The 18,971-nt window shown below is 67.1% G+C and carries 18 protein-coding genes; 11 read left to right on the forward strand and 7 right to left on the reverse strand.

The window, feature by feature from the left end:
• Positions 1-126: 126 nt before the first annotated feature.
• From gcvPB to gcvH, 3 genes are read right to left on the reverse strand one after another with little or no spacing between them, the layout of a single operon-like run.
• Positions 127-1,572: an aminomethyl-transferring glycine dehydrogenase subunit GcvPB gene (gene gcvPB, locus MLE18_RS04505; protein ID WP_243367713.1), complete on the reverse strand. Its 1,446-nt coding sequence runs from the start codon at positions 1,570-1,572 to the stop codon at positions 127-129.
• A complete protein-coding gene (gene gcvPA, locus MLE18_RS04510) occupies positions 1,569-2,900 on the reverse strand; it encodes an aminomethyl-transferring glycine dehydrogenase subunit GcvPA (protein WP_243367715.1) in 1,332 nt (443 codons plus the stop codon). Before gcvPA ends, gcvPB begins: the two co-directional genes overlap by 4 nt.
• Positions 2,901-2,913: 13 nt before the next feature.
• Positions 2,914-3,291, reverse strand: coding sequence for a glycine cleavage system protein GcvH (gene gcvH, locus MLE18_RS04515; RefSeq protein ID WP_243367717.1), 378 nt, complete (start codon positions 3,289-3,291; stop codon positions 2,914-2,916).
• Positions 3,292-3,480: 189 nt separating this feature from the next.
• On the opposite strand from gcvH, the gene MLE18_RS04520 reads away from it, so the two are divergent.
• The 4 genes from MLE18_RS04520 (at position 3,481) to folE2 (ending at position 6,314) form a co-directional block, all read left to right on the forward strand.
• Positions 3,481-4,185, forward strand: coding sequence for a class I SAM-dependent methyltransferase (locus MLE18_RS04520; RefSeq protein ID WP_243367719.1), 705 nt, complete (start codon positions 3,481-3,483; stop codon positions 4,183-4,185).
• Positions 4,186-4,195: 10 nt separating this feature from the next.
• Positions 4,196-4,615, forward strand: a complete 420-nt coding sequence (gene nikR / locus MLE18_RS04525) for a nickel-responsive transcriptional regulator NikR (RefSeq protein ID WP_243367721.1) — start codon at positions 4,196-4,198, stop codon at positions 4,613-4,615.
• A gap of 114 nt (positions 4,616-4,729) precedes the next feature.
• Positions 4,730-5,494 carry a 4Fe-4S binding protein gene (locus tag MLE18_RS04530; protein WP_243367723.1) on the forward strand — a complete coding sequence of 255 codons (765 nt, stop codon included), beginning with the start codon at positions 4,730-4,732 and terminating at the stop codon, positions 5,492-5,494.
• A gap of 46 nt (positions 5,495-5,540) precedes the next feature.
• Positions 5,541-6,314: a GTP cyclohydrolase FolE2 gene (gene folE2, locus MLE18_RS04535; protein ID WP_243367725.1), complete on the forward strand. Its 774-nt coding sequence runs from the start codon at positions 5,541-5,543 to the stop codon at positions 6,312-6,314.
• A gap of 149 nt (positions 6,315-6,463) precedes the next feature.
• On the opposite strand, the gene MLE18_RS04540 is transcribed toward folE2, so the two are convergent.
• Positions 6,464-7,060 carry a hypothetical protein gene (locus tag MLE18_RS04540; protein WP_243367727.1) on the reverse strand — a complete coding sequence of 199 codons (597 nt, stop codon included), beginning with the start codon at positions 7,058-7,060 and terminating at the stop codon, positions 6,464-6,466.
• A gap of 51 nt (positions 7,061-7,111) precedes the next feature.
• Here MLE18_RS04540 and MLE18_RS04545 point away from each other — a divergent pair, with 51 nt between their 5' ends.
• Positions 7,112-7,663 carry a nucleoside deaminase gene (locus MLE18_RS04545; protein WP_243367729.1) on the forward strand — a complete coding sequence of 184 codons (552 nt, stop codon included), beginning with the start codon at positions 7,112-7,114 and terminating at the stop codon, positions 7,661-7,663.
• Positions 7,664-7,683: 20 nt separating this feature from the next.
• Here the strand turns inward: MLE18_RS04545 and MLE18_RS04550 are convergent, their stop codons facing one another.
• Positions 7,684-9,330, reverse strand: a complete 1,647-nt coding sequence (locus tag MLE18_RS04550; RefSeq protein ID WP_243367731.1) for an Lcl domain-containing protein — start codon at positions 9,328-9,330, stop codon at positions 7,684-7,686.
• Positions 9,331-9,476: 146 nt separating this feature from the next.
• On the opposite strand from MLE18_RS04550, the gene MLE18_RS04555 reads away from it, so the two are divergent.
• The 6 genes from MLE18_RS04555 to MLE18_RS04580 all read left to right on the forward strand — a co-directional run bounded on the left by MLE18_RS04555 (position 9,477) and on the right by MLE18_RS04580 (position 16,106).
• The gene (locus tag MLE18_RS04555) at positions 9,477-9,860 is read left to right on the forward strand and encodes a hypothetical protein (RefSeq protein WP_243367733.1); all 384 of its coding nucleotides are present in this window, start codon (positions 9,477-9,479) and stop codon (positions 9,858-9,860) included.
• A gap of 103 nt (positions 9,861-9,963) precedes the next feature.
• The gene (locus tag MLE18_RS04560) at positions 9,964-10,980 is read left to right on the forward strand and encodes a sigma-54 interaction domain-containing protein (RefSeq protein WP_243367735.1); all 1,017 of its coding nucleotides are present in this window, start codon (positions 9,964-9,966) and stop codon (positions 10,978-10,980) included.
• 49 nt (positions 10,981-11,029) lie between these two features.
• A complete protein-coding gene (locus MLE18_RS18075; protein WP_243367737.1) occupies positions 11,030-14,188 on the forward strand; it encodes a tetratricopeptide repeat protein in 3,159 nt (1,052 codons plus the stop codon).
• Between the two features lie 87 nt (positions 14,189-14,275).
• Positions 14,276-15,094, forward strand: coding sequence for an AmmeMemoRadiSam system protein B (gene amrB, locus MLE18_RS04570; protein WP_243367739.1), 819 nt, complete (start codon positions 14,276-14,278; stop codon positions 15,092-15,094).
• 107 nt (positions 15,095-15,201) lie between these two features.
• Positions 15,202-15,876, forward strand: coding sequence for a TVP38/TMEM64 family protein (locus MLE18_RS04575; protein ID WP_243367741.1), 675 nt, complete (start codon positions 15,202-15,204; stop codon positions 15,874-15,876).
• Between the two features lie 56 nt (positions 15,877-15,932).
• Complete coding sequence (locus MLE18_RS04580) at positions 15,933-16,106, forward strand: hypothetical protein (protein WP_243367743.1); 174 nt, start codon at positions 15,933-15,935, stop codon at positions 16,104-16,106.
• Between the two features lie 92 nt (positions 16,107-16,198).
• On the opposite strand, the gene pnp is transcribed toward MLE18_RS04580, so the two are convergent.
• Both pnp and rpsO read right to left on the reverse strand, forming a co-directional pair.
• On the reverse strand, positions 16,199-18,433 hold the full coding sequence (gene pnp, locus MLE18_RS04585) for a polyribonucleotide nucleotidyltransferase (protein WP_243367745.1): 2,235 nt from the start codon (positions 18,431-18,433) through the stop codon (positions 16,199-16,201).
• 262 nt (positions 18,434-18,695) lie between these two features.
• The gene (gene rpsO / locus MLE18_RS04590; protein ID WP_243312826.1) at positions 18,696-18,965 is read right to left on the reverse strand and encodes a 30S ribosomal protein S15; all 270 of its coding nucleotides are present in this window, start codon (positions 18,963-18,965) and stop codon (positions 18,696-18,698) included.
• Between the last annotated feature and the right edge of the window lie 6 nt (positions 18,966-18,971).

The following is an 18,971-nucleotide window of genomic DNA, read 5'->3' on the forward strand; positions in this document are numbered from 1 at the left end:
TATCAACTGAAACCGCCGCGCCCGGAACTCATCCTGGCGCGGCGGCTTTTCGAGGGGCTGGCAGGCCCAATATTGAAAACCGGCGGGCGATGAGGCCCGCCGGTTTTTGTTTGATGTCGCCCGAACTTACATGTCGTCCGTAATCTCCATGTTCCTCGCGGCCCGCGTCTCGTCCAACCTCCCAACCGGGGTGGTCACGGGCGCGGCCTGCACCGCCGCCGGGTCGCTCTCGGCCAGGGCCAGGATCTCCCGCAGGTCGGTCACGAACTGGTCCAAGGTCTCCTTGGATTCGGTCTCCGTGGGCTCGAACATCAGGCATTCCTTGACGATCAGCGGGAAGTAGATCGTGGGGGCGTGGTAGCCCTTGTCCAGGAGCGCCTTGGCGATGTCCAAGGCGCGCACGCCCTTCTGGGACTGCTTGTCCGCCGAGGCCACGAACTCGTGCATGCAGACCCTGTCGTAGGGCACCTCCAGCACGTCGTCGAGCAGCTTGCGCAGGTAGTTGGCGGCCAGCACGGCGTTCTCGCTGACCTTGATCAGGCCCTCGCGGCCCAGGCGCAGCATGTAGGCGTAGGCTTTGAGCACCACGCCGAAGTTGCCGTAGAAGGGCGCCACGTAGCCGATGGACTTGGGGTAGTCGTAGCGCAGGTGGAAGCGCCCGGACGGATCCTTCACCACGCGGGAGATGGGCAGGTAGGGCACGAGCTTCTCGCACACGCCCACCGGGCCGGAGCCGGGGCCGCCGCCGCCGTGGGGGGTGCCGAAGGTCTTGTGCAGGTTCACGTGCACCACGTCGAAGCCCGCGTCGCCCACGCGCATCTTGCCCATGATGGCGTTCAGGTTGGCCCCGTCATAGTAGAGCAGCGCGTCCACGGAGCGCAGCATCTCAACGATCCTGGGCAGGTTCTTCTCGAACAGGCCCAGGGTGTTGGGGCAGGTCATCATCATGGCCGCCACTTCATCGTCGAGCACCTCGGCCAGGGCGTCGGGGTCCACGATGCCGTCCTTGGAGGCGATGGAGACCACCTCGTACCCGGCGATGGCCGCCGAGGCGGGGTTGGTGCCGTGGGCGGAGTCGGGGCAGATGATCTTGGTCTTCTTGTTGCCCTTGTCCGCGTGGTAGGCGGCGATGGTCAGCACGCCCGTGAGCTCGCCGTGCGCGCCCGCCATGGGGTGCAGCGTGTACTCCGCCATGCCGGTGATCTCGCAGAGCCAGCGCTCCGTCTCGTACATCACCTCCAGCGCGCCCTGGGTCAGCTCGTCGCCGCGCGGCAGTTGGGGCAGCAGGGGGTGCAGGCGGGCGAACCCCGGCAGTCCGGCGATGTCCTCGCAGAACTTGGGGTTGTACTTCATGGTGCAGGAGCCCAGGGGGTAGAAGTTGGAGTCCACCCCGAAGTTCTTGCGGGAGAGCAGGCTGAAGTGGCGCACCACGTCCAGCTCGGAGAGCGAGGGCATGCCGGCCGGCTTTTCGCGCAGCAGGCCTTCGGGCAGCAGCTCGCCTAGTTCCTGGGACGGAGCCTCGGGCCAGACGCCCTCGCGGCCGGGGGAGGATTTCTTGAACAGCGTGCTCATATGGCGTCCTCCATCCAGGCTGCCAGGATGTCGATGTCGCGGCGGGAGTTCTTCTCGGTGCAGCAGACCAGCAGGGCGTTGTCCATGCCCTGGTAGTAGCGGCCCAGGGGGAAGCCCGGCACGAAGCCCTTTTCGATGAGCGTCAGGCACACGTCCTGCGCGGAGCGGGGCAGGGTGATGGCGAACTCGTTGCCGAAGGGCTTGTCCGAGAGCAGCTCCACGCCCTTGATGGCCGTGAGCTTCTTTGCGGCGTAGCGGGCGTTCTCCATGCTCACGCGGGCGGTGCGGGCAAGGCCCTCCTCGCCCAGCAGGGAGAGGTGGATCAGCGAGCGCAGCGCGCACAGCGCCTGGTTGGAGCAGATGTTGGAGGTGGCCTTCTGGCGGCGGATGTGCTGCTCGCGGGCCTGCAGGGTGAGCACGTAGCCGGTGCGGCCCTGGCCGTCCTGGGTGCGGCCCACGATGCGCCCGGGCATCTGGCGCACCAGCGGCTTGGTGCTGGTCATCACGCCCAGGTACGGCCCGCCGAAGAAGAGGGGCAGGCCCAGGCTCTGGCCCTCGGCCACGGCGATGTCCGCGCCCATGGCCGCGGGGGTCTTGAGCACGCTCTGCAGCACCGGGTAAGCGCTGACGATGGCCAGCGCGCCCTTGGCCTTGGCCGCCGCGAACAGGGCCGAGGCGTCCTCCACGCAGCCGAAGAAGTTGGGGTTCTGCACCACCACGCAGGCGGTGGCGTCGTCCAGCGCGGCCTGCATGGCGGCGAAGTCCGTGCCGCCCTTGGCGTGGGGCACCGTGACCAGCGTGAGCTTCAGGTTGCGGGTGTAGGTGTCCAACAGGATGCGGTAGATGGGGCTCACCGTCTCGGAGACGATCACCTTGACCCGCTTGGTCTGGCGCACGGCCATCATCATGGCCTCATAGAGCGCGGTGCCGCCGTCGTAGACGCTGGCGTTGGCGCACTCCATGCCCATGAGCCGGGCCACGGCGGTCTGGTATTCGAAGATGGCCTGCAGCGTGCCCTGGCTGGCCTCGGGCTGGTAGGGCGTGTAGGCCGTGTAGAACTCGCCCCGGCTGATGAGCGCGTCCACGGCCGAGGGCACGTAGTGGTCGTAGAAGCCGGCTCCGAGGAAGCTGACCATGCCGTTGGAGTTGCGAGCGGCCAGGTCTTCGATGCGCTGGCGGGTGGCCATCTCGGAGAGGCCGCCTGGCAGGTCGAAGCTCTTGGGACGCAGGGCCAGGGGGATCTCGGCGAACAGCTCCTCCACGGAGCCCGCGCCGATTGCCCCCAGCATGGCCCGGGTGTCCTCCGGGGTGTGGGGAACGTAGGGCATGTGGGCTCCTCGCCTAGTGGCAGGACTTGGCGGTTTCTTCGTAAGCGGCGGCGTCCAGCAGGCCCTCGGGCTTGGCGGAGAGCTTCACCTTGATCATCCAGCCGCCCGCGAAGGGCTCCTGGTTGACGAGCTCGGGAGCGCCGTCCAGGTCGGCGTTGACCTCCACCACCTCGCCGCTGACCGGGGAGTACAGCTCGCTGGCGGCCTTCACTGATTCGATGGAGCCGAACTCCTTGCCCTGGGTGACGGTGGCGCCGACGGCGGGCAGGTCCACGAAGGTGATGTCTCCGAGCTGCTCCTGGGCGAAGGAGGTGATGCCGACGGTGGCGGTGTCGCCCTCGATCTTGGCCCATTCATGGGAGGGGGTGTACAGAAGGTCGGTTGGGAACATGCGTGGCTCCTTGTGGGGATCGGCCGCCGGGGCGCGGGTGGCGCCTGTGCGGTCCGTGCGTTTTCGTCCTCGGCGCGAGGCGGGGGGATAGTATCCGCCAGCGTCCCACGGGGCAAGGGTTTCCTTGCTCCGGCGCACTTGCGCGCGGCCCTGTATGCGGGTATCTGCTGCCCTTCGGAGGAGACGTTCATGCATACCGAAACAACCTCGGAACAGGCCTCGAAATCCCTGCCGGACTACACCGTGGGGCCGCGCCAGCGCCTCGTGGTGGAGGAGCTGGGCCGCGCCTGGCAGCTCAACCGCACCGGCGACCTGGAGGCCATCTGGGAGAACATGAGCCGCGAGGAGTTCGGCGAGGACGAGCGCATGCCCTACTGGGCGGAGCTCTGGCCCGCCAGCACGCTGCTGTGCCGCTGGCTCTCGCGCAACAAGCGGGCCATCTCCGGGCGCATGTGCCTGGACGTGGGCTGCGGCCTGGGGCTCACGGGCATCGTGGGCACCTGGCTCGGGGCCAATGTCGTGGGCATGGACCACCAGTGGCCCGCGGTGTATTTCAGCCGCGAGAACGCGGCGCTCAACGCTGTGGAGCAGCCCATGTGGGTCCAGATGGACTGGTGCGCCCCGGCCTTCAAGCCCCGCTGCTTCGACTTCATGTGGGGCGGGGACATCGTCTACGAGACCCGCTTCTACCACCCCCTGACCAGGCTGTTCAGGGAATACCTGGCCCCCGGGGGCCGCATCTGGCTGGCCGAACCCAAACGCAGCGTCTCCGCCCCCGTGTGGGACCGGCTGGCCGGGGACGGCTTCAACGTGCGCAAGCTCTTCACGGAGCCTGTGCCCGTGGAAGGCTATCACGTCACGGTCAACCTCTGGGAAATGACCCTGCCGGACTAGAGGAGGCATCATGGGCAAGACCATCCGCTTCGGCGTGTCGCTCAACTCCGACCTGCTGGAGCAGTTCGACTCCCTCTGCGAGGAACGCAGCTACCCCAACCGCTCCGAGGCCATCCGCGACCTGATCCGCAGCGTCCTGGTGGAGAAGGAGCAGCAGGAAGGGGACCGCGATATCGCGGGGGTGCTGAGCCTCGTCTACGACCATCACTTCTCCGATCTGGCCCAGCGCCTGGTGGAGATCCAGCACGACGAGCACGACGTGATCCTGACCACCATGCACGTGCACCTGGACCACCACAACTGCCTGGAGGTGCTCATCCTCAAGGGCGGGGGCGAGGCCATCCGCAGGCTCTCCGACAAGCTCATCTCCACCAAGGGAGTCAAGCACGGCAAACTCACCCTGACCACCACCGGGCAGGGGCTGGCGTAGCCGGGGCACGGCCTGTCATGTACGTAGTCATGGATACTCGAACCGCATTCCGGCCCGTATGGCAGGCAGCGCCCGCCTGCGGCTCCGGCCCGGCCACGGCGTAAGGTGTCAGCGATGAAGCACCTGCGCCTCGGCATGTCCCCCCGCCAGCGGCTGCGCCGCGCCCTTGTGTTCGCGTCGTTCCTGCTTTTCCCGGTGACGCTCAACTATTTCTCCCCGGTGCTCATCGTCCAGGGAGCAATCTCTGGCGTGGTGACGGCCAGCGCCCTCACCTTCGGGGCGCTGTTTCTTTCGGGGCTCTTTTTCGGGCGCGGATTCTGCGCCTGGGCCTGCCCGGGGGCCGGGCTCCAGGAGCCGCTCATGGGCGTGAACCCGAACCCCCTGCAAAGCGACACCCCCGACAAGATCAAGTGGTTCATCTGGGTGCCCTGGGTTGCGGTCATCCTCACCTGCTACGGCCTGACGGGGCTCGCGCTGCGCTTCGCGCCGCTGTACAGAATGCCCGCCGGGATATCCGTCTGGCAGCCCATGATGTTCATCCCGTATTTCACGGTGCTGGCGCTCATCATCTGGCTGGCCCTGGCGCTGGGCAGGCGGGGCTTCTGCCACGCGGCCTGCTGGATGGCGCCCTTCCTCATCCTCGGCGCCAAGGCCGGCGACGCCCTGGGCCTGAGGAGGCTGCGCCTGGTGTCCAGGCCCGAGCGCTGCGACGGGTGCGGGACCTGCTCTTCGCGGTGCTTGATGAGTCTGGCCGTCCGGGATATGGCCGCCAGTGGCCGCACGGACCACGCCGAGTGTGTGCTCTGCGGCGAATGCGCCGATGCCTGCCCGAACGGAGCCCTGAAGCTGGGCTTCATCCGGCCCGGCACCGAAAAATAGGACGTCCCGGCACGGCCCGGAGCGACGTCCGGCAAGAAAAGAGATCATGAAAGACATCCAATCATCCCCCGCAGACGTCTCCATCGCCATCGACCGCGTGGGCATCAAGTCCCTGCGCCTGCCCCTCACCGTGAAGGACCGCTCCCGGGGCAGCCAGCACACCGTGGGCGAGGTGGACATGGCCGTGGACCTGCCCGCCAGCTTCAAGGGCACGCACATGTCCCGCTTCGTGGAGGCCCTTGAGAGCTGGAAGGCCGAACTGGACTACCACGGCTTCAAGGAGCTGGTGGCCGACGTGCGCACCCGCCTGGAAGCCCAGAACGCCCACGTGGCCGTTCGCTTCCCCTATTTCGTGCGCCAGACCTCGCCCAAGAGCGGGGCCCAGGCCAACATGGATTACGCCTGCACCGTGCAGGGCGATCTGGTGGGCCAGCGCTTCAGCATGACCCTCTGCGTCGAGGTGCCGGTGATGACCGTGTGCCCGTGCTCCCTGGCAATCAGCGACCAGGGCGCGCACAGCCAGCGCACCGTGGTGCGCGCCCGCTGCCGCTTCAAGGGTTTCATGTGGCTGGAGGAGCTCATCGCCATGGCCGAGGGGGCCGGGTCATCCCCAGTGTACTCGCTGCTCAAGCGCGAGGACGAGAAGCACGTCACCGAGTCGGCCTTCGCCAACCCCTGCTTCGTGGAGGACGTGGTGCGAGGTGTGGCCAAGGCCCTGGAGGAGCACCCCCAGGTGACCTGGTACAGCGTGGACGTGGAGAGCTTCGAGTCCATCCACAACCACTGCGCCGTGGCCGGGATCGAACGGACCAAGGGCTAGCAGGCTGGCGATACAGGCGATTCTTGCAGCCTGTTCAAGAAAGTCGCGGGCAAGGCAGAAGAGAAAGCCAAGCCCGATGCGTAGTTCCCCTACGTGAGGGTTTGGCTTTTTTGAAGCAACGCAGCCAGCGAGGATTGTTGGACAGGCTGCTACCGCAGCCAGACGCTGGCCATCATGAAGAAGAGCGCGTCGCGGTTGGCCTCGAAGAGTTCGCGGGCGGCCTTTTCGTCGTCGCCCAGGGTGTAGGCCAGCACCTGCACCAGCCTGCCCGGCAAGGGCGCGAAGAGCTGGTTCACGAACTGCACGCGCACCTTGCCCCCGCCGTCGGCCACCAGCCTGTAGTAGAGCGTGTCATAGGCGCGGTTGTTGCCCACCTTGCCCGGGCCGCACGTGGGGCCTAGGCCCTTCAAGGCCTCCTGGATGTACTGCTTCACGTTCTCGCAGGCCACGAAGGCGTTCTGAGTCAGGAGCATCTCCTGGCGGGGCGGGCTCACGCAGATCTGGAAGCGCACGTTCTGTCCCGAGCTGGCCTCCACGGCGAAGCGGCAGCCCTCGATCTCCTTTTCGGAGACGCTCCAGCCGGGCGCGGGCTGGAAGCGCAGCCCCTCGGCCTTGCTCTCATAGCCCTTGAAAGCCGGGGGCGGCTCCGGCGAGCAGGCACCCAAGACCAGAAGGGGCGCCAGGAGCGCGGCCAGGAACCCGGCCAAGTGTCCGGCCTGTACTCCGGAAAGTAGGGTGCGTCGCATGGGATTTTCTAGCCCGCCGCGTTCCGGCAGGCAACAAGCAGGAGAGATTCGATGAACATTTGCGTGACCCTCCCGGACTGGGTGGACGCCGTGGCCCGCCCCGGAACCGTTTGCGCCACCGATGAGGAAAAAATGGCCATCGCCGTGGCCCTCGCCCGCGAGAACATGAGCCGGGGCGGCGGACCCTTCGGGGCGGTGGTGTTCCACCGGCCCAGCGGCAGGCTGGTCTCCGGCGGGGTGAACCTGGTGCTCCAGTCGGGACTGAGCTCCTTCCATGCCGAAATCACGACCCTGAGCGCCGCCCAGACCCGCCTGGGCCGCTACGACCTGAGCGCGGACGGCGGGCACGAGCTGGTCACCTCCAGCGAACCCTGCGCCATGTGTCTGGGGGCGGTGCTCTGGTCTGGCGTGAAGCGGGTGGTCTGCGGGGCCTGCTGCGACGCGGCCCGGGCCATCGGCTTCGACGAAGGGCCGGTGTTCCCCGAATCCTGGGCCTATCTGCGCCGGGCGGGCATCGAGGTGGTTGAGGGCGTGCTCTGCGAGGAGGCCGAGGCCGTGCTCAAGCGCTACAAGGAGCAGGGCGGGGTGGTCTACAACGCCTGATCCCCGCCTCCCCTGGCCCGCTAGTTGTTCAGCAGCAGCTGCAACAGCCCCAGGTTCGGGACGTTCTTTCTGTATGTTCCGGCAAGCGTCTGCGGCTGGCCTGCCTGGAAGGTGAAGGCCTGCGCCGCGGGCGCCTTCCAGCCGGGCACGGCCGAGAATTCCAGCGTGTGCTGCCCCGCGCCCAGCCCTGAGACGTGCGCGCCGGGCAGCTGCCAGCTCCCCCCGTCCACCCTCCACTGCGCTCCGGCCGTCACCGCTGCCTGTGGCGCAATGTTCACCGTCAATTGTGCGGCGTAGTCGCCCGTCAACTGGAGCGCCAGGCCCGAGGAGGCCGTGAAGGTCTGGCTTTGGGGCGTGGTCCAGCCGCCCACCTGGTTGAACTCGATGGTGTGCTGCCCGTCGGCCACGCTGGCGAACTGCGTCCCGCCCGTTTGCCAGGCTCCGCCGTCCATGCGCCAGCGCGCCCCGGCAGTGGCGGCCGCTGCAGGGGTGATGGCCACGGTGAGCGTGGCCGGGACATAGCCGGACTGGGTGAGCGTATAGGTCTCCCCGGCTATGTTGAACGTGGCGGTGCGCGGATTTGCCGAGGCGTTGGCGTCCACGTGGACCAGCACCTGGCCGGAGCCGGTTCCCGTCGCGCCTGCGTCCACCCTGGCCCAGGGGCTGTCGCTGAAGGCGGACCAGTTGCAGGTGCCGGTCCCGCCGCTGATGACGAAGACGCTGTAATCCCCGCTCGCCGCGTCGGCGTCCTGGCTGGTCTTCGAGATCGCATAGTCGCATGACGGCCCGCCCTGCACCAGGGCCAGGTAGGCGTACACGCTGTCGGTATAGATGCTGGTGTTGGAGTTCTGGTACAGCAGGTGCCCCTTGGTGGGAACGTAGGACCAGGGCTGGCCGTTGCGTAAGGCTCCCGCCCAATATCCGCCGCCCAGGTAGCTGGAGAGGTGCAGCGCGCGCAGCGTCAACAGTTCATGCGGCGTGGGCATGCGCCACTGGCTCGCATAGTAGTTGATCCATGCGTTGACGGCGCTGTTATAGGAATACGCCACACCCACAAAGTTCCAGGTGAGCCCCGTGGCGGAGTCGGCGTAGCCCGAGAACTGGGGGGTGAGCGCCGGGCCTCGGACGCAGCGGATGTAGAAGGGGGCGTCGTTGTAGACCGCGTCGTCGATGGCGTTGGTGGAGGTATTGAGGTAATAGGAGAAGTTCTCGCGCCCGGACACGTAGGATGCGGCGTTGGTCCAATAGCCGCCGATCCTGGATGTGGGGAAGTAATGCATGGGGATGAGCGAGCCGCTATAGCTGCGGATGGTGGCCATCTCCAGCGGTGAGGGCGCGCGCCAGTCCGCGTGGCCGTTCAGCCGCAGCTGCGTGCAGTAGGTGCAGGCAGCCGCCCAGCCGCGCGTATTGCCGTCGTCGGTTTGCTGCCAGGTGAGGCCGGTGTTGAGGTCGGTGACGGTGCCGTCGCCGTTGTCGCGGAAGGCGAAGACCACGCCGTTGGCTTCGGGGAGGATGAAAGCCCGCGCCTGGCCCGACAGCACGCCCAGCAGAAGCAGGAGGGTCAGGGCGGCCCGGAGCGTCTGGCGCGCGGCCGATGCGAAGCGGGAGGGGGGTATGCGGGGGTATACGTCCACTGTGACGCCATGTAGGCGGTAACCGATACGCATCGGCCCTCCGAGCTGATTTCCGTGTTTGGCGACCCTAACATCGAGTTGTAAATTGTCAATTTTTTTGAGCAATTCGCTTTGCGGCTCGCGGCTGAGCTTGACATGGCGGCCATGAAGGCCCACCTGTATCGAAGGAGCGCACGGCCATGATCGGCAGGGTGGACGTGAACATGCAGGCCCTCGGGGCCCTGACCTACGCGGTGGACACCTCCGCGCGAAACGTAGCGCCCTCATCGGCCGCCAACCACATCCCCTTGAGCCTCGACCCTCCCGGCACGGGAGCCTTCGTCGAATCGGCCCGGCCCGACACCACCGCCTACGGCGAAACCACCGGCATCATCCCCGCCGAGGCCGCCTACGACCACAAGCTCATCGACCAGGCCTGGCGCACGGCCGCCCACGCCGGTGACGTCTCCGTGGAGCGCGGCATGGCCGCCACGGCGCGGATGGAGCTTGCGCTGCGCGCGCGGGTGGAGGCCTGGCGATCCATCGAGCAGACCACCGGGGCCATCCTGCGGCTCATTGCCTGAAATACCGCGCAATCCGCGGCTTTTCCTCCATATCCGGGCTTGACTTTGCGTCATTTGATTGACAGCTTCGAGCTGTGACATCGGGTTCGACGCGGAGGGAGTCATGGATTTGGATACCTGCGGCATCATAGGCAAAAGCCAGGTACTTGGGGGCGTGTTCGCCATGCTCGCCAAGGTCGCGCCCACGGACTCCACCGTGCTCGTCACCGGCGAGTCCGGCACCGGCAAGGAACTGCTGGTGCGCGCCCTGCACGCCAACAGCCGCCGCACGGGCAAACCCTTCGTCCCCGTCAACTGCGGGGCCATCCCCAAGGAACTGCTGGAATCCGAACTCTTCGGGCACGAGAAGGGGGCCTTCACCCACGCCATCCGCAATCGGGCCGGGCGCTTCGAGCTGGCCGACGGCGGGACCATCTTCCTCGACGAGATAGGCGAGATGGACCTCTCCCTGCAGGTCAAGATTCTGCGCGTGCTCCAGGAGAAGGAGTTCGAGCGCGTGGGCGCCACCAAGACCATGAAGGTGGACGTGCGCATCGTGGCCGCCACCAACCGCGACCTCGAGGCCGAGGTGGCTGCGGGGCGCTTCCGGGAGGATTTGTTCTACCGGCTCAACGTCATCCCCATGCACCTGCCGCCCCTGCGCGAGCGCGGGGACGACATCCTGCTGTTGGCTGAAGCCTTCCTGAAGCGCTTTTGTGAGCACAAGGGCCGCAAGACCCTGGGCATCCCCTCTGAAACAAAGGACATGTTCCTGCGCTACCCCTGGCCCGGCAACGTGCGCGAACTGGAGAACTTCATGGAGCGGCTCTCCATCCTCTGCGAGCACGACCAGATCCTCCCGGAGGATCTGCCCCGCAAGATATGGGACGCCGTGGGCAAGGCCGTTCCCGCCAAGGAGGCGGTCCCGGCCCCCGGCCCGCAAGGCTTCGTCTGGCCGGTGCTCAAGGATCTGGCGGACAAGAACCTGGGGCTCAAGGAGTTCCTGGACGAGATCGAGGACAGGCTGCTCGCGGAGGCCCTGGCCCAGGCCGGGAACGTGAAGAACCAGGCTGCCGAGATTTTGGGTATCAAGCGCACGACGCTCATCGAAAAGCTCAAGAAAAAGAACATGCTGAACTGACAAGGCCCGCACTGTGAAACATAGCACGTTTCTTGCTATGTTGAGCGCCGTGACGGCGCAATCCCTCGCCAGGGCATCCTGGCTCCTCTGCGTGTGCATCCTCGCCATGCTTCCGGCCCAGGCCAGGGGGCAAAGCTATTCCCTCGCCGTTGGCCCCTCCGCTGATGTGCTCACCGTCAATTTTCCGAAGAAGGCCCCTCAGCCCATGGTGCTGCGCACGGGCCCCAAGCGCGTGGAGTTGCTCTTCCCGGCGGGGACGTCGTTCAAGGGCGCCGGCGCGGGGAGCGTCGGGGGCAGGCAGGTGGCCTCTATAGAGGCGGCGGACAACGTGCTGGTGGTGCTCACCAACACCGAGGCCTTCGGGTTCGTGAGTTCGCCCAAGGGCGACAAGGCGATCCAGCTGCAGGTCTTCCCGGACCCGGCCGGAGCCCGTTGGAAACCCGCCGAGGGCTCGCAGGAAGCCGCGCAGCCCAAGCCGGCCGCCCAGGCGTCAGAAAGTCCCAAACCGCAGCCGCAGAACCTTGAGCCGGCCAAACCGGCGGAGCCTGCGGCCCAGCCAGCGCCCCCGAAGCAGCCCTCCAACCAAGTGCGTGGGGTCATACTGCCCGAAGGGGGCTCCTCTCAAGCCGCGCCCGCCAGTCAGGAGATCCAGCGGATCCAGGATGCGGTCAAGCCGCAGCCCGTCCAGAGCCAGCCAGTCCTGAACCAGACTGAGCAGGCTCCGCAGACCGCGCCCAAGCCGGCAACCGGCGGGGTGGTGCGCCAGAGCCTGATCCAGCCCGTAGCGCCGTCGCAGCCCGAGGCGGCTCCCGCCGCCCCGGTCCCGCCCCAGAGTCAAAATGCGATCAAGGCCCCGATCCAGGCGCAGGCCCCGGCCGAGCCCGACCAGCCCGCGCCGCAGCAGCCGCAGGTCCCGGCCGCGTTCAAGGCTCCGATCCAGGTCCAGGCTCCTGCCGAGCAGGCCCAGCCCGCGCCGTCAGAGGCCAAGCCCGCATCTGTGGCGCCTAAGGAAGTGCGCGTCTCCCTGAACATGGAGAAGGCCGTCCCCATGGACGCCCCCGCGCCGTCCGCCCAGCCAGCGCAGCCGGACGCGCCCGCTCAAGCTCCCGCCCCGGCTGCAGGCCCCGACGCCCCGGCCACCCAGGCGCAGGCGGCGCAGGGCGCGGCGTCTGAGCCCGCCGCAGCCGAACAGGCCCCCCCGAAGCCGGGAGAGCCCAAACTCAAGGACAGCATAGAGGACAAGGCCGCCATCGTGGGCGCGGCACAGGCCATGGCCCACGGCAACTATGAGAAGGGCCTGGGCCTGGCCAGGGCGTTGCTGGAGAAGCCGGACATCACCAAGGACCTCCGCGAGGAGGCGTTGTACATGCAGGCCGAGGCCGTCTTCGCCCTGAACAAGGACAAGCTGGCCGAAACCTACCTGGAGACCAACGACACCATCCAGCAGGCCCTCAACTACAACACCACCTCCTGGCGCCTGCCCAGGGCATTGATAAAACTGGGTTACATCAACCTCAAGCGCGGCAACCTCCCCGAGGCCCGGGCCTACTTCAACCTGCTGCGCACCAAGTACCCCCTGGACGAAGAGGTGCCCCTCATCGACGTGTACTGGGGCGAGCATTACCTGGAGATGGCCAAGCTGGGCGACACCCGGGCCAACTTCACCCGGGCGGGGCAGTCCTTCCGCGAGGTGCTCCAGAAGTACCCGGAAAGCCGTTTCGCCCGCGACGCCGCGCTGGGGCTTTCCAAGACGCAGCTGGAGTTGCAGCAGTTCACTGAAGCCAGCAAGGTCATCGACTACATCGACAAACGCTGGCCCCGCTACTACGTGGAGAACCCCTCCATGCGCCGCGTGGCCGCGGACGTGGCCTACAAACTGGGCGAGTTCGAAAAAGCCAAGGAAGACTATCTCTGGTTCTACAACCTCGTGCCCGGTGACGCCGCCAACGACCTGGTGCTGGCACGCCTGGGCGACGTGAACATGCGCCTGGGCAAGCGGGAGGCCGCCCGCGAATTCTACGACATGGTCATCCGCATCTACCCGGGGAGCTACGGCGCGCTGATGTCCATGATGCGCATGGCCGAGCAGGGCGTGCATGACGCCCCCACCATGCAGGAGATGTTCAAGGCTTTCGCGGACCCGAGCGACATCAAGCCCGACAAGATCTACGAGATCATAACCGAGCAGTACCCCAAGAGCCCCCTTGCCCCCCTGGCCCTGCTCAAGCTGGCCATGTGGCGGCTCTACAAGAACGAGATCCCCGAAGCGCTCCAGCTCGTTGAGAAGTTCCGCAAAACCTACCCCGGCGACGAACTGGAGAAGCAGGCGCTCGACGTGGGAACCCAGGCCTTCATCAAGATGCTCGCGGGCCATGTGGACGCCATGAACTACAAGAGCATCATCGACCTCTGGAACCGCTACCCGTTCCTGACGAGCCAGGCGGACCAGATGCCCGACCGCGAGCGCCTGGGCGTGGCCCTGGCCATGTACTACCAGGGAATGCCCAAGGAGGCCCTGGCCCTGGTGGCGCCCTACCTGGACAAGGGTCCCAGCCCCGAGGCCCAGAAGGCCCTCTCCCTGACGCTGACCATCTACCGCGAGAACCAGGACTGGCAGTCCGTGCTGGACACGCTGCGCAAGGTCTCGGCCTGGAAGATGACGGACAACCCCCGCCGGGCCCTGGAGTTCGCCCAGGCCATGGCCCTGGAGCACACGGGGGAGTTCGCCAAGTCGCGCCTGCTCTGGGCTAGGCTGGCCGCCGACGACCAGCTGGACCCGGCCAAGCGGGCCTACGCCGTGTACTACCAGGCCCGCACCGCCTACGAGCGCAAGGACTACGACCGGGCCCTGGTCTGGGCCATGGACTCGCGCACCCTGTTCAAGGAGTCCGCCAAGGACGACGGCAAGGCCCGCGACGCCCTGCAGTTGATGATCGAGTCCACGCAGGCGGCAGGACGCTACCCCGAAGCCCTGGCGCTCTGCGCGGAGTTCGCCAAGGAGGCCCCCGAGGGCGGCACCGAGTGGGGGGCCAACCAGCTGCGCATCGCCACGCTCCACCGCCTCTCCGGCAACCTGGAGAACTGGCGCAAGACCCTCGAGGCCCTGCGCGACGGCCAGCGTGATTCCCTGGCGGGTAGGATGGCCGCATCCGAACTGGCCGGGCGCGGGTTGCAGGAACGCGCCGGAAAGCTGACCGGGACGCCCTGATCCCTGATTTCCCGGCCCACCCGCTTGCATCCGGGACCTCCTGGGCCTATTTGTGTGCCATCAGCCCAACCTCCGGGAGGTGCCGCCATGATCCGCCGCCCCATCGTCGCAGGACAGTTTTATCCGGGCTCTCCGGCCGAGCTGGAGCACGAGGTCCGCACGTACCTCGCCCAGGCCCCCAAACGCACGGAACCCGCCACCGGCTCCACGCTGCTGGCCATGGTGCCTCACGCCGGGTACGTCTATTCGGGCCGCGTGGCGGGCATCACCCTGGGACAGGCCGACCTGGCGGACACCATCCTCATGCTCGGCCCCAACCACACGGGCATGGGCACGCCCTTCTCCGTCTGGCACGAGGGGGCCTGGCAGACCCCCATCGGGACCATGCGCATCGACTCCGCCCTGGCCCTGGCCCTGCTGCGCAGCGACACCAGGCTGCTGGCGGACCACCTGGGCCATGTCCGGGAGCACTCCCTGGAGGTGGTCATTCCCTTTCTGAACGTGCTCAAGGGCGATTTCTCCGGCGTGCCCGTGGCCGTGGCCGAGCACGGGCTGGCCGTCCTCTCCGGGGTGGCCGCCTCGATGGCTTCGGTGCTCAAGGAGCAGGCGGGCAAGGTCTCCATCGTGGTCAGCTCGGACATGAGCCACTACGTCACGGCGGAGCAGGCCCGCGAGCGCGACAACATGGCCATCGAGGCCATCCTGCGGCTTGACCCCGTGGGCCTGTATTCCATCGTGCGGGAGGTGGGCATCAGCATGTGCGGCGTGCTGCCCATGACGCTTGGGCTGATGATCGCCCTGGAGCTGGGAGCCACCTCGGCCCGGCTGGCGGCTTACGCCACCTCCGGCGACACCACGGGGGACGACTCGAGCGTGGTGGGTTACGCCGGCGTCCTGGTGGAATAGGGCGTGAGGCGGGGGGATCGTAACGGCTCCGTCACCGCCGCCGGGTTAGCCAACGAGCCGCGGACCGGCGAGACGCTGCGCCGACTTTATCCGCAAAGCGGCGGAGCATGAAGAAAGTTGCATTGATCCTGGCGGGCGTCGCGCTGCTGGCGCTGATCGTCCTCTGGTACGCACACGCGTCGGAGGTTCTGGATTTGGCCCGCCAGTGGGCCATGGCCTCCCACGGCTTCGTGCGGGAGCACTTCTACGCCTCCTGGCTGGGGATGCTTCTGTTCTGCACGCTCATCATCAACCTGCCCATCCCGGTGGCCGCGCTGCTCAAGCTCATGTCCGGGTTCATCTTCGGCGTGCAGGCCGGGTTTGCGCTCAACGTGGCGGCCTCGGTCTCCGGGGGGCTGTTCGGCTTCGTGCTGGCCCGCCACTTCTTCCACCGCGCCTTTCATCGCCGCTTCGGACACCAACTGGCCCGGATCGACCTGGAAGTGGCCCGCAACGGCTTCTGGTACGTGCTCTGCTCCCGCCTGGTGATCGCCACGCCCTTCTTCATGGTCAACGTGCTGGCCGGGCTTTCCTGCCTGCGCAAGCGCAAGTTCCTGCTGGGCACCTTCCTCGGCGTGCTGCCGAGCTCCATGATCTACGCCGTGTCCGGCAGCAAGCTGCTCGAGCTGGCATCCGCCGAGCAGGCGGTGGACCCGCGTATCGTGGCGGTGCTGGCCGGAGCAGGGTTGCTTGTCGTGATTCCCGCCCTGATCAACCGCCACAGAAAAAAGCATAGGGCCTAGCCAGAACTTCTTCGGCATGATACGGAACAGGCAAGCTGTTCCACCGGGAGGTCTCCATGCGCTTGTTCTGCAGAGGTCTTATCGCCTTCCTGGCCCTGATCGTGCTGTCCCATGCAGCGGAGGCGCGGTTTGTTCTGGTCCAGGGCGTGGAGGCCGTCACGGGCGCACAGCTCCAGTCCGGCTGGCTGGAGGCCGCCAAGGCCAGGCTGGCCTGCCTTCTGGAACAATAAAATTTCGATTTCCGGCTGCGCGCGACCGCAAATGAAAGAAGCCCCTTCCGGCCTGGCCGGAAGGGGCTTCGATTTTGCGGGTTGCGCTCGGGCTACCTGCGTCCGCCGCGATCGCCGCCGCGTCCGCCGCCGCCACCGCGCCGGTCGCGGTCGCCGCCGGGGCGGTCGCCGCGCGGGCGGGAGGGGGCCGCGAAGTCGGCCAGGTCGATGGTTTCCCCCTGCTCCTCGAGCAGCACGGCCTTGCGGGAGAGGCGCACGCGGCCGTTAGGCTCCACGGCGATGACCTTCACTTCCAGGTCCTGGCCCATGGCCACGGCGTCGGAGACGTTCTCCACGCGGGCGATGTCCAGCTGGGAGACGTGCACCAGGCCTTCGAGCCCGGGCAGGATCTCCACCACGGCGCCGCAGTCGATGAGCTTCTTGACCTTGCCGTGGTAGTTGCGGCCCACGTCGGCCTTCTGGTCGTAGAAGAGGACCATCTCCTTGGCGCGCTCCATGGACTCCTGCGTGGGGGCGAAGATGGAGATCTTGCCGGAGTCGTCGATGTCGATGGAGGCTCCGGTGGCGGCGGTGATGGACTTGATGACCTTGCCTCCGGGTCCGATCACCTCGCGGATCTTCTCCGGGTTGATTTCCACCACGGTCAGCTGCGGCGCGTAGGGCGACAGTTCAGTGCGCGGGGCGTCCAGCACGGCGTTCATCTTGGCCAGGATGCCCAGGCGGGCGTCGCGGGCCTGGTGCAGGGCGCGGCGCATGACCTCCTGAGGGATGCCGGTGATCTTGATGTCCATCTGGATGCCGGTGATGCCCTCGGCGGTGCCGGCGACCTTGAAGTCCATGTCGCCCATGGCGTCCTCGTCACCCAGGATGTCGGTGAGCACCAGGTACTCGTCGTTCTCCTTGATGAGGCCCATGGCGATGCCCGCCACCGGGGCCTTGATGGGAGCGCCAGCGTCCATCAGGGAGAGGGACGCGCCGCACACCGAGGCCATGGAGGAGGAGCCGTTGGACTCCATCACCTCGGAGACCACGCGCAGGGTGAAGGGGAATTCGCCGGGCTCGGGCAGCACGGGCAGGATGGAGCGCTCGGCGAGCGCGCCGTGGCCGATGTCGCGGCGGGAGGGGCCGCGCACGGGTTTGACTTCGCCCACGCAGTAGGGGGGGAAGTTGTAGTGCAGCATGAAACGCTTGGAGTTCTCGCCGGCCAGGGTCTCGATGCGCTGCTCGTCGCCGGTGGAGCCCAGGGTGGCCACGCAGAGGGCCTTGGTCTCGCCGCGGGCGAACAGGCAGGAGCCGTGGGTGCGCGGCAGCACGCCCACCTCGATCTCGATGGGGCGCACGGTCTTGGTGTCGCGGGTGTCGATGCGGGTCCCGGTCTCCTTGATGTAGGCGCGCATGGCCTTCTTTTCCAGGCTCTCGAAGATCTCGGCGGCCTTGGCGCCGATGCCGTCCTCCTCGGGGAAGGCGGCCTTGGCGGCCTCGACGGCCTTGAGCTTCAAGGCCTTGCGGGCGTCGCGGCGGGGCATCTTTTCCACGATGGTCAGCGCGCCGACGATCTCGGCGGCCACGGCCTTCTCCACCACGGCCTTCAGCTCGGCGTTCTCCACCGGCGGCGTGAACACGGACTTGGGCTTGCCGGCCTTCTCGCGCATTTCCTCCTGGAGGTCGATGAGCGGCAGAACCTGCTTGTGGCCCCAATCCAGGGCGTCGGCCAGCAGGTCTTCGGAGATGAAGTTGCCGCCGCCCTCGACCATCACCACGGCGTCGCGCGTGGCGGCGAACACCAGGTTCAGGGATGACTCGCCCTTGAGGGCGGTCAGGGGCGGGTTCAGCACGAATTTGCCGTCGATGTAGCCCACGCGGCCGCCCGCGATGGGGCCCATGAAGGGGATGCTGGAGATGTGCAGCGCGGCGGAGGCGCCGGTGACGGCCAGGATGTCCGCGTCGTTGACGCCGTCGAAGGAGAGCACCGTGGCGATGATCTGCACCTCGTCGCGGTAGCCCTTGGGGAACAGCGGACGGTGCGGGCGGTCGATCAGGCGGCAGGTGAGCACTTCGCGCTCGGAGGGGCGGCCGATCTCGCGGCGGAAGTAGGAGCCGGGGATGCGGCCCGCCGCGTAGGACATCTCACGGTATTCGACGGTGAGGGGGAAGAAGCCCTTGTCGAACTCGAGAGCCTGGGAGCAGACGGTGACCAGAACCACGGTGCCGCCGCTCTGGACCCAGATGGCGCCGTCGGCCTGGTTGGCCAAACGGCCGGTTTCAATGATGATGGGGTTGTCGCCCACCATGCGTTCAAGGCGTACAGCCTTATCGAGAAGACCCATAGTGTGTACCTCGTGTTGAGGGTTGGGTGGAAGCCTTCCCGGAACGTGTTATTCGCGCCGAAGGCCGGGACATCGGTGTTCCCGGGCTCGGGCGCGGATAACGTTCGGGGACGGCTTGCATCTGCCGTCGCGCGCTTGGCGCGCGATGCTTCCCGGAGCGCATCGCTCCGGGCTTGGGCAAAAGGCCCGCCCGCGCGGGCGGGCCTTCGGAAAAGAAACCGGCCGGCCCCGCGAGGAAGCCGGGTCGGCCGGAGGGCACTCGTTACTTGCGGATGCCGAGCCGCGCGATCAGGGTGCGGTAGCGGTTGATGTCCTTGCTCTTGAGGTAGTTGAGCAGCTTGCGGCGCTGGCCGACCAGCTTCAGAAGGCCCGTGCGGGAGTGGTAGTCCTTGGCGTGGGTCTTGAAGTGTTCGGTCAGGTAGACGATGCGGCTGGTCAGCAGCGCAATCTGCACCTCGGGGGAGCCGGTGTCTCCCTCCTTGGTCTTGTACTCCTCGATCACCTTGAGCTTGCTTTCAGGGGTCATGACCACAGCGGT

Origin of the sequence: Fundidesulfovibrio soli, from assembly GCF_022808695.1 — a bacterium.
GTDB classification, from domain to species: domain Bacteria; phylum Desulfobacterota; class Desulfovibrionia; order Desulfovibrionales; family Desulfovibrionaceae; genus Fundidesulfovibrio; species Fundidesulfovibrio soli.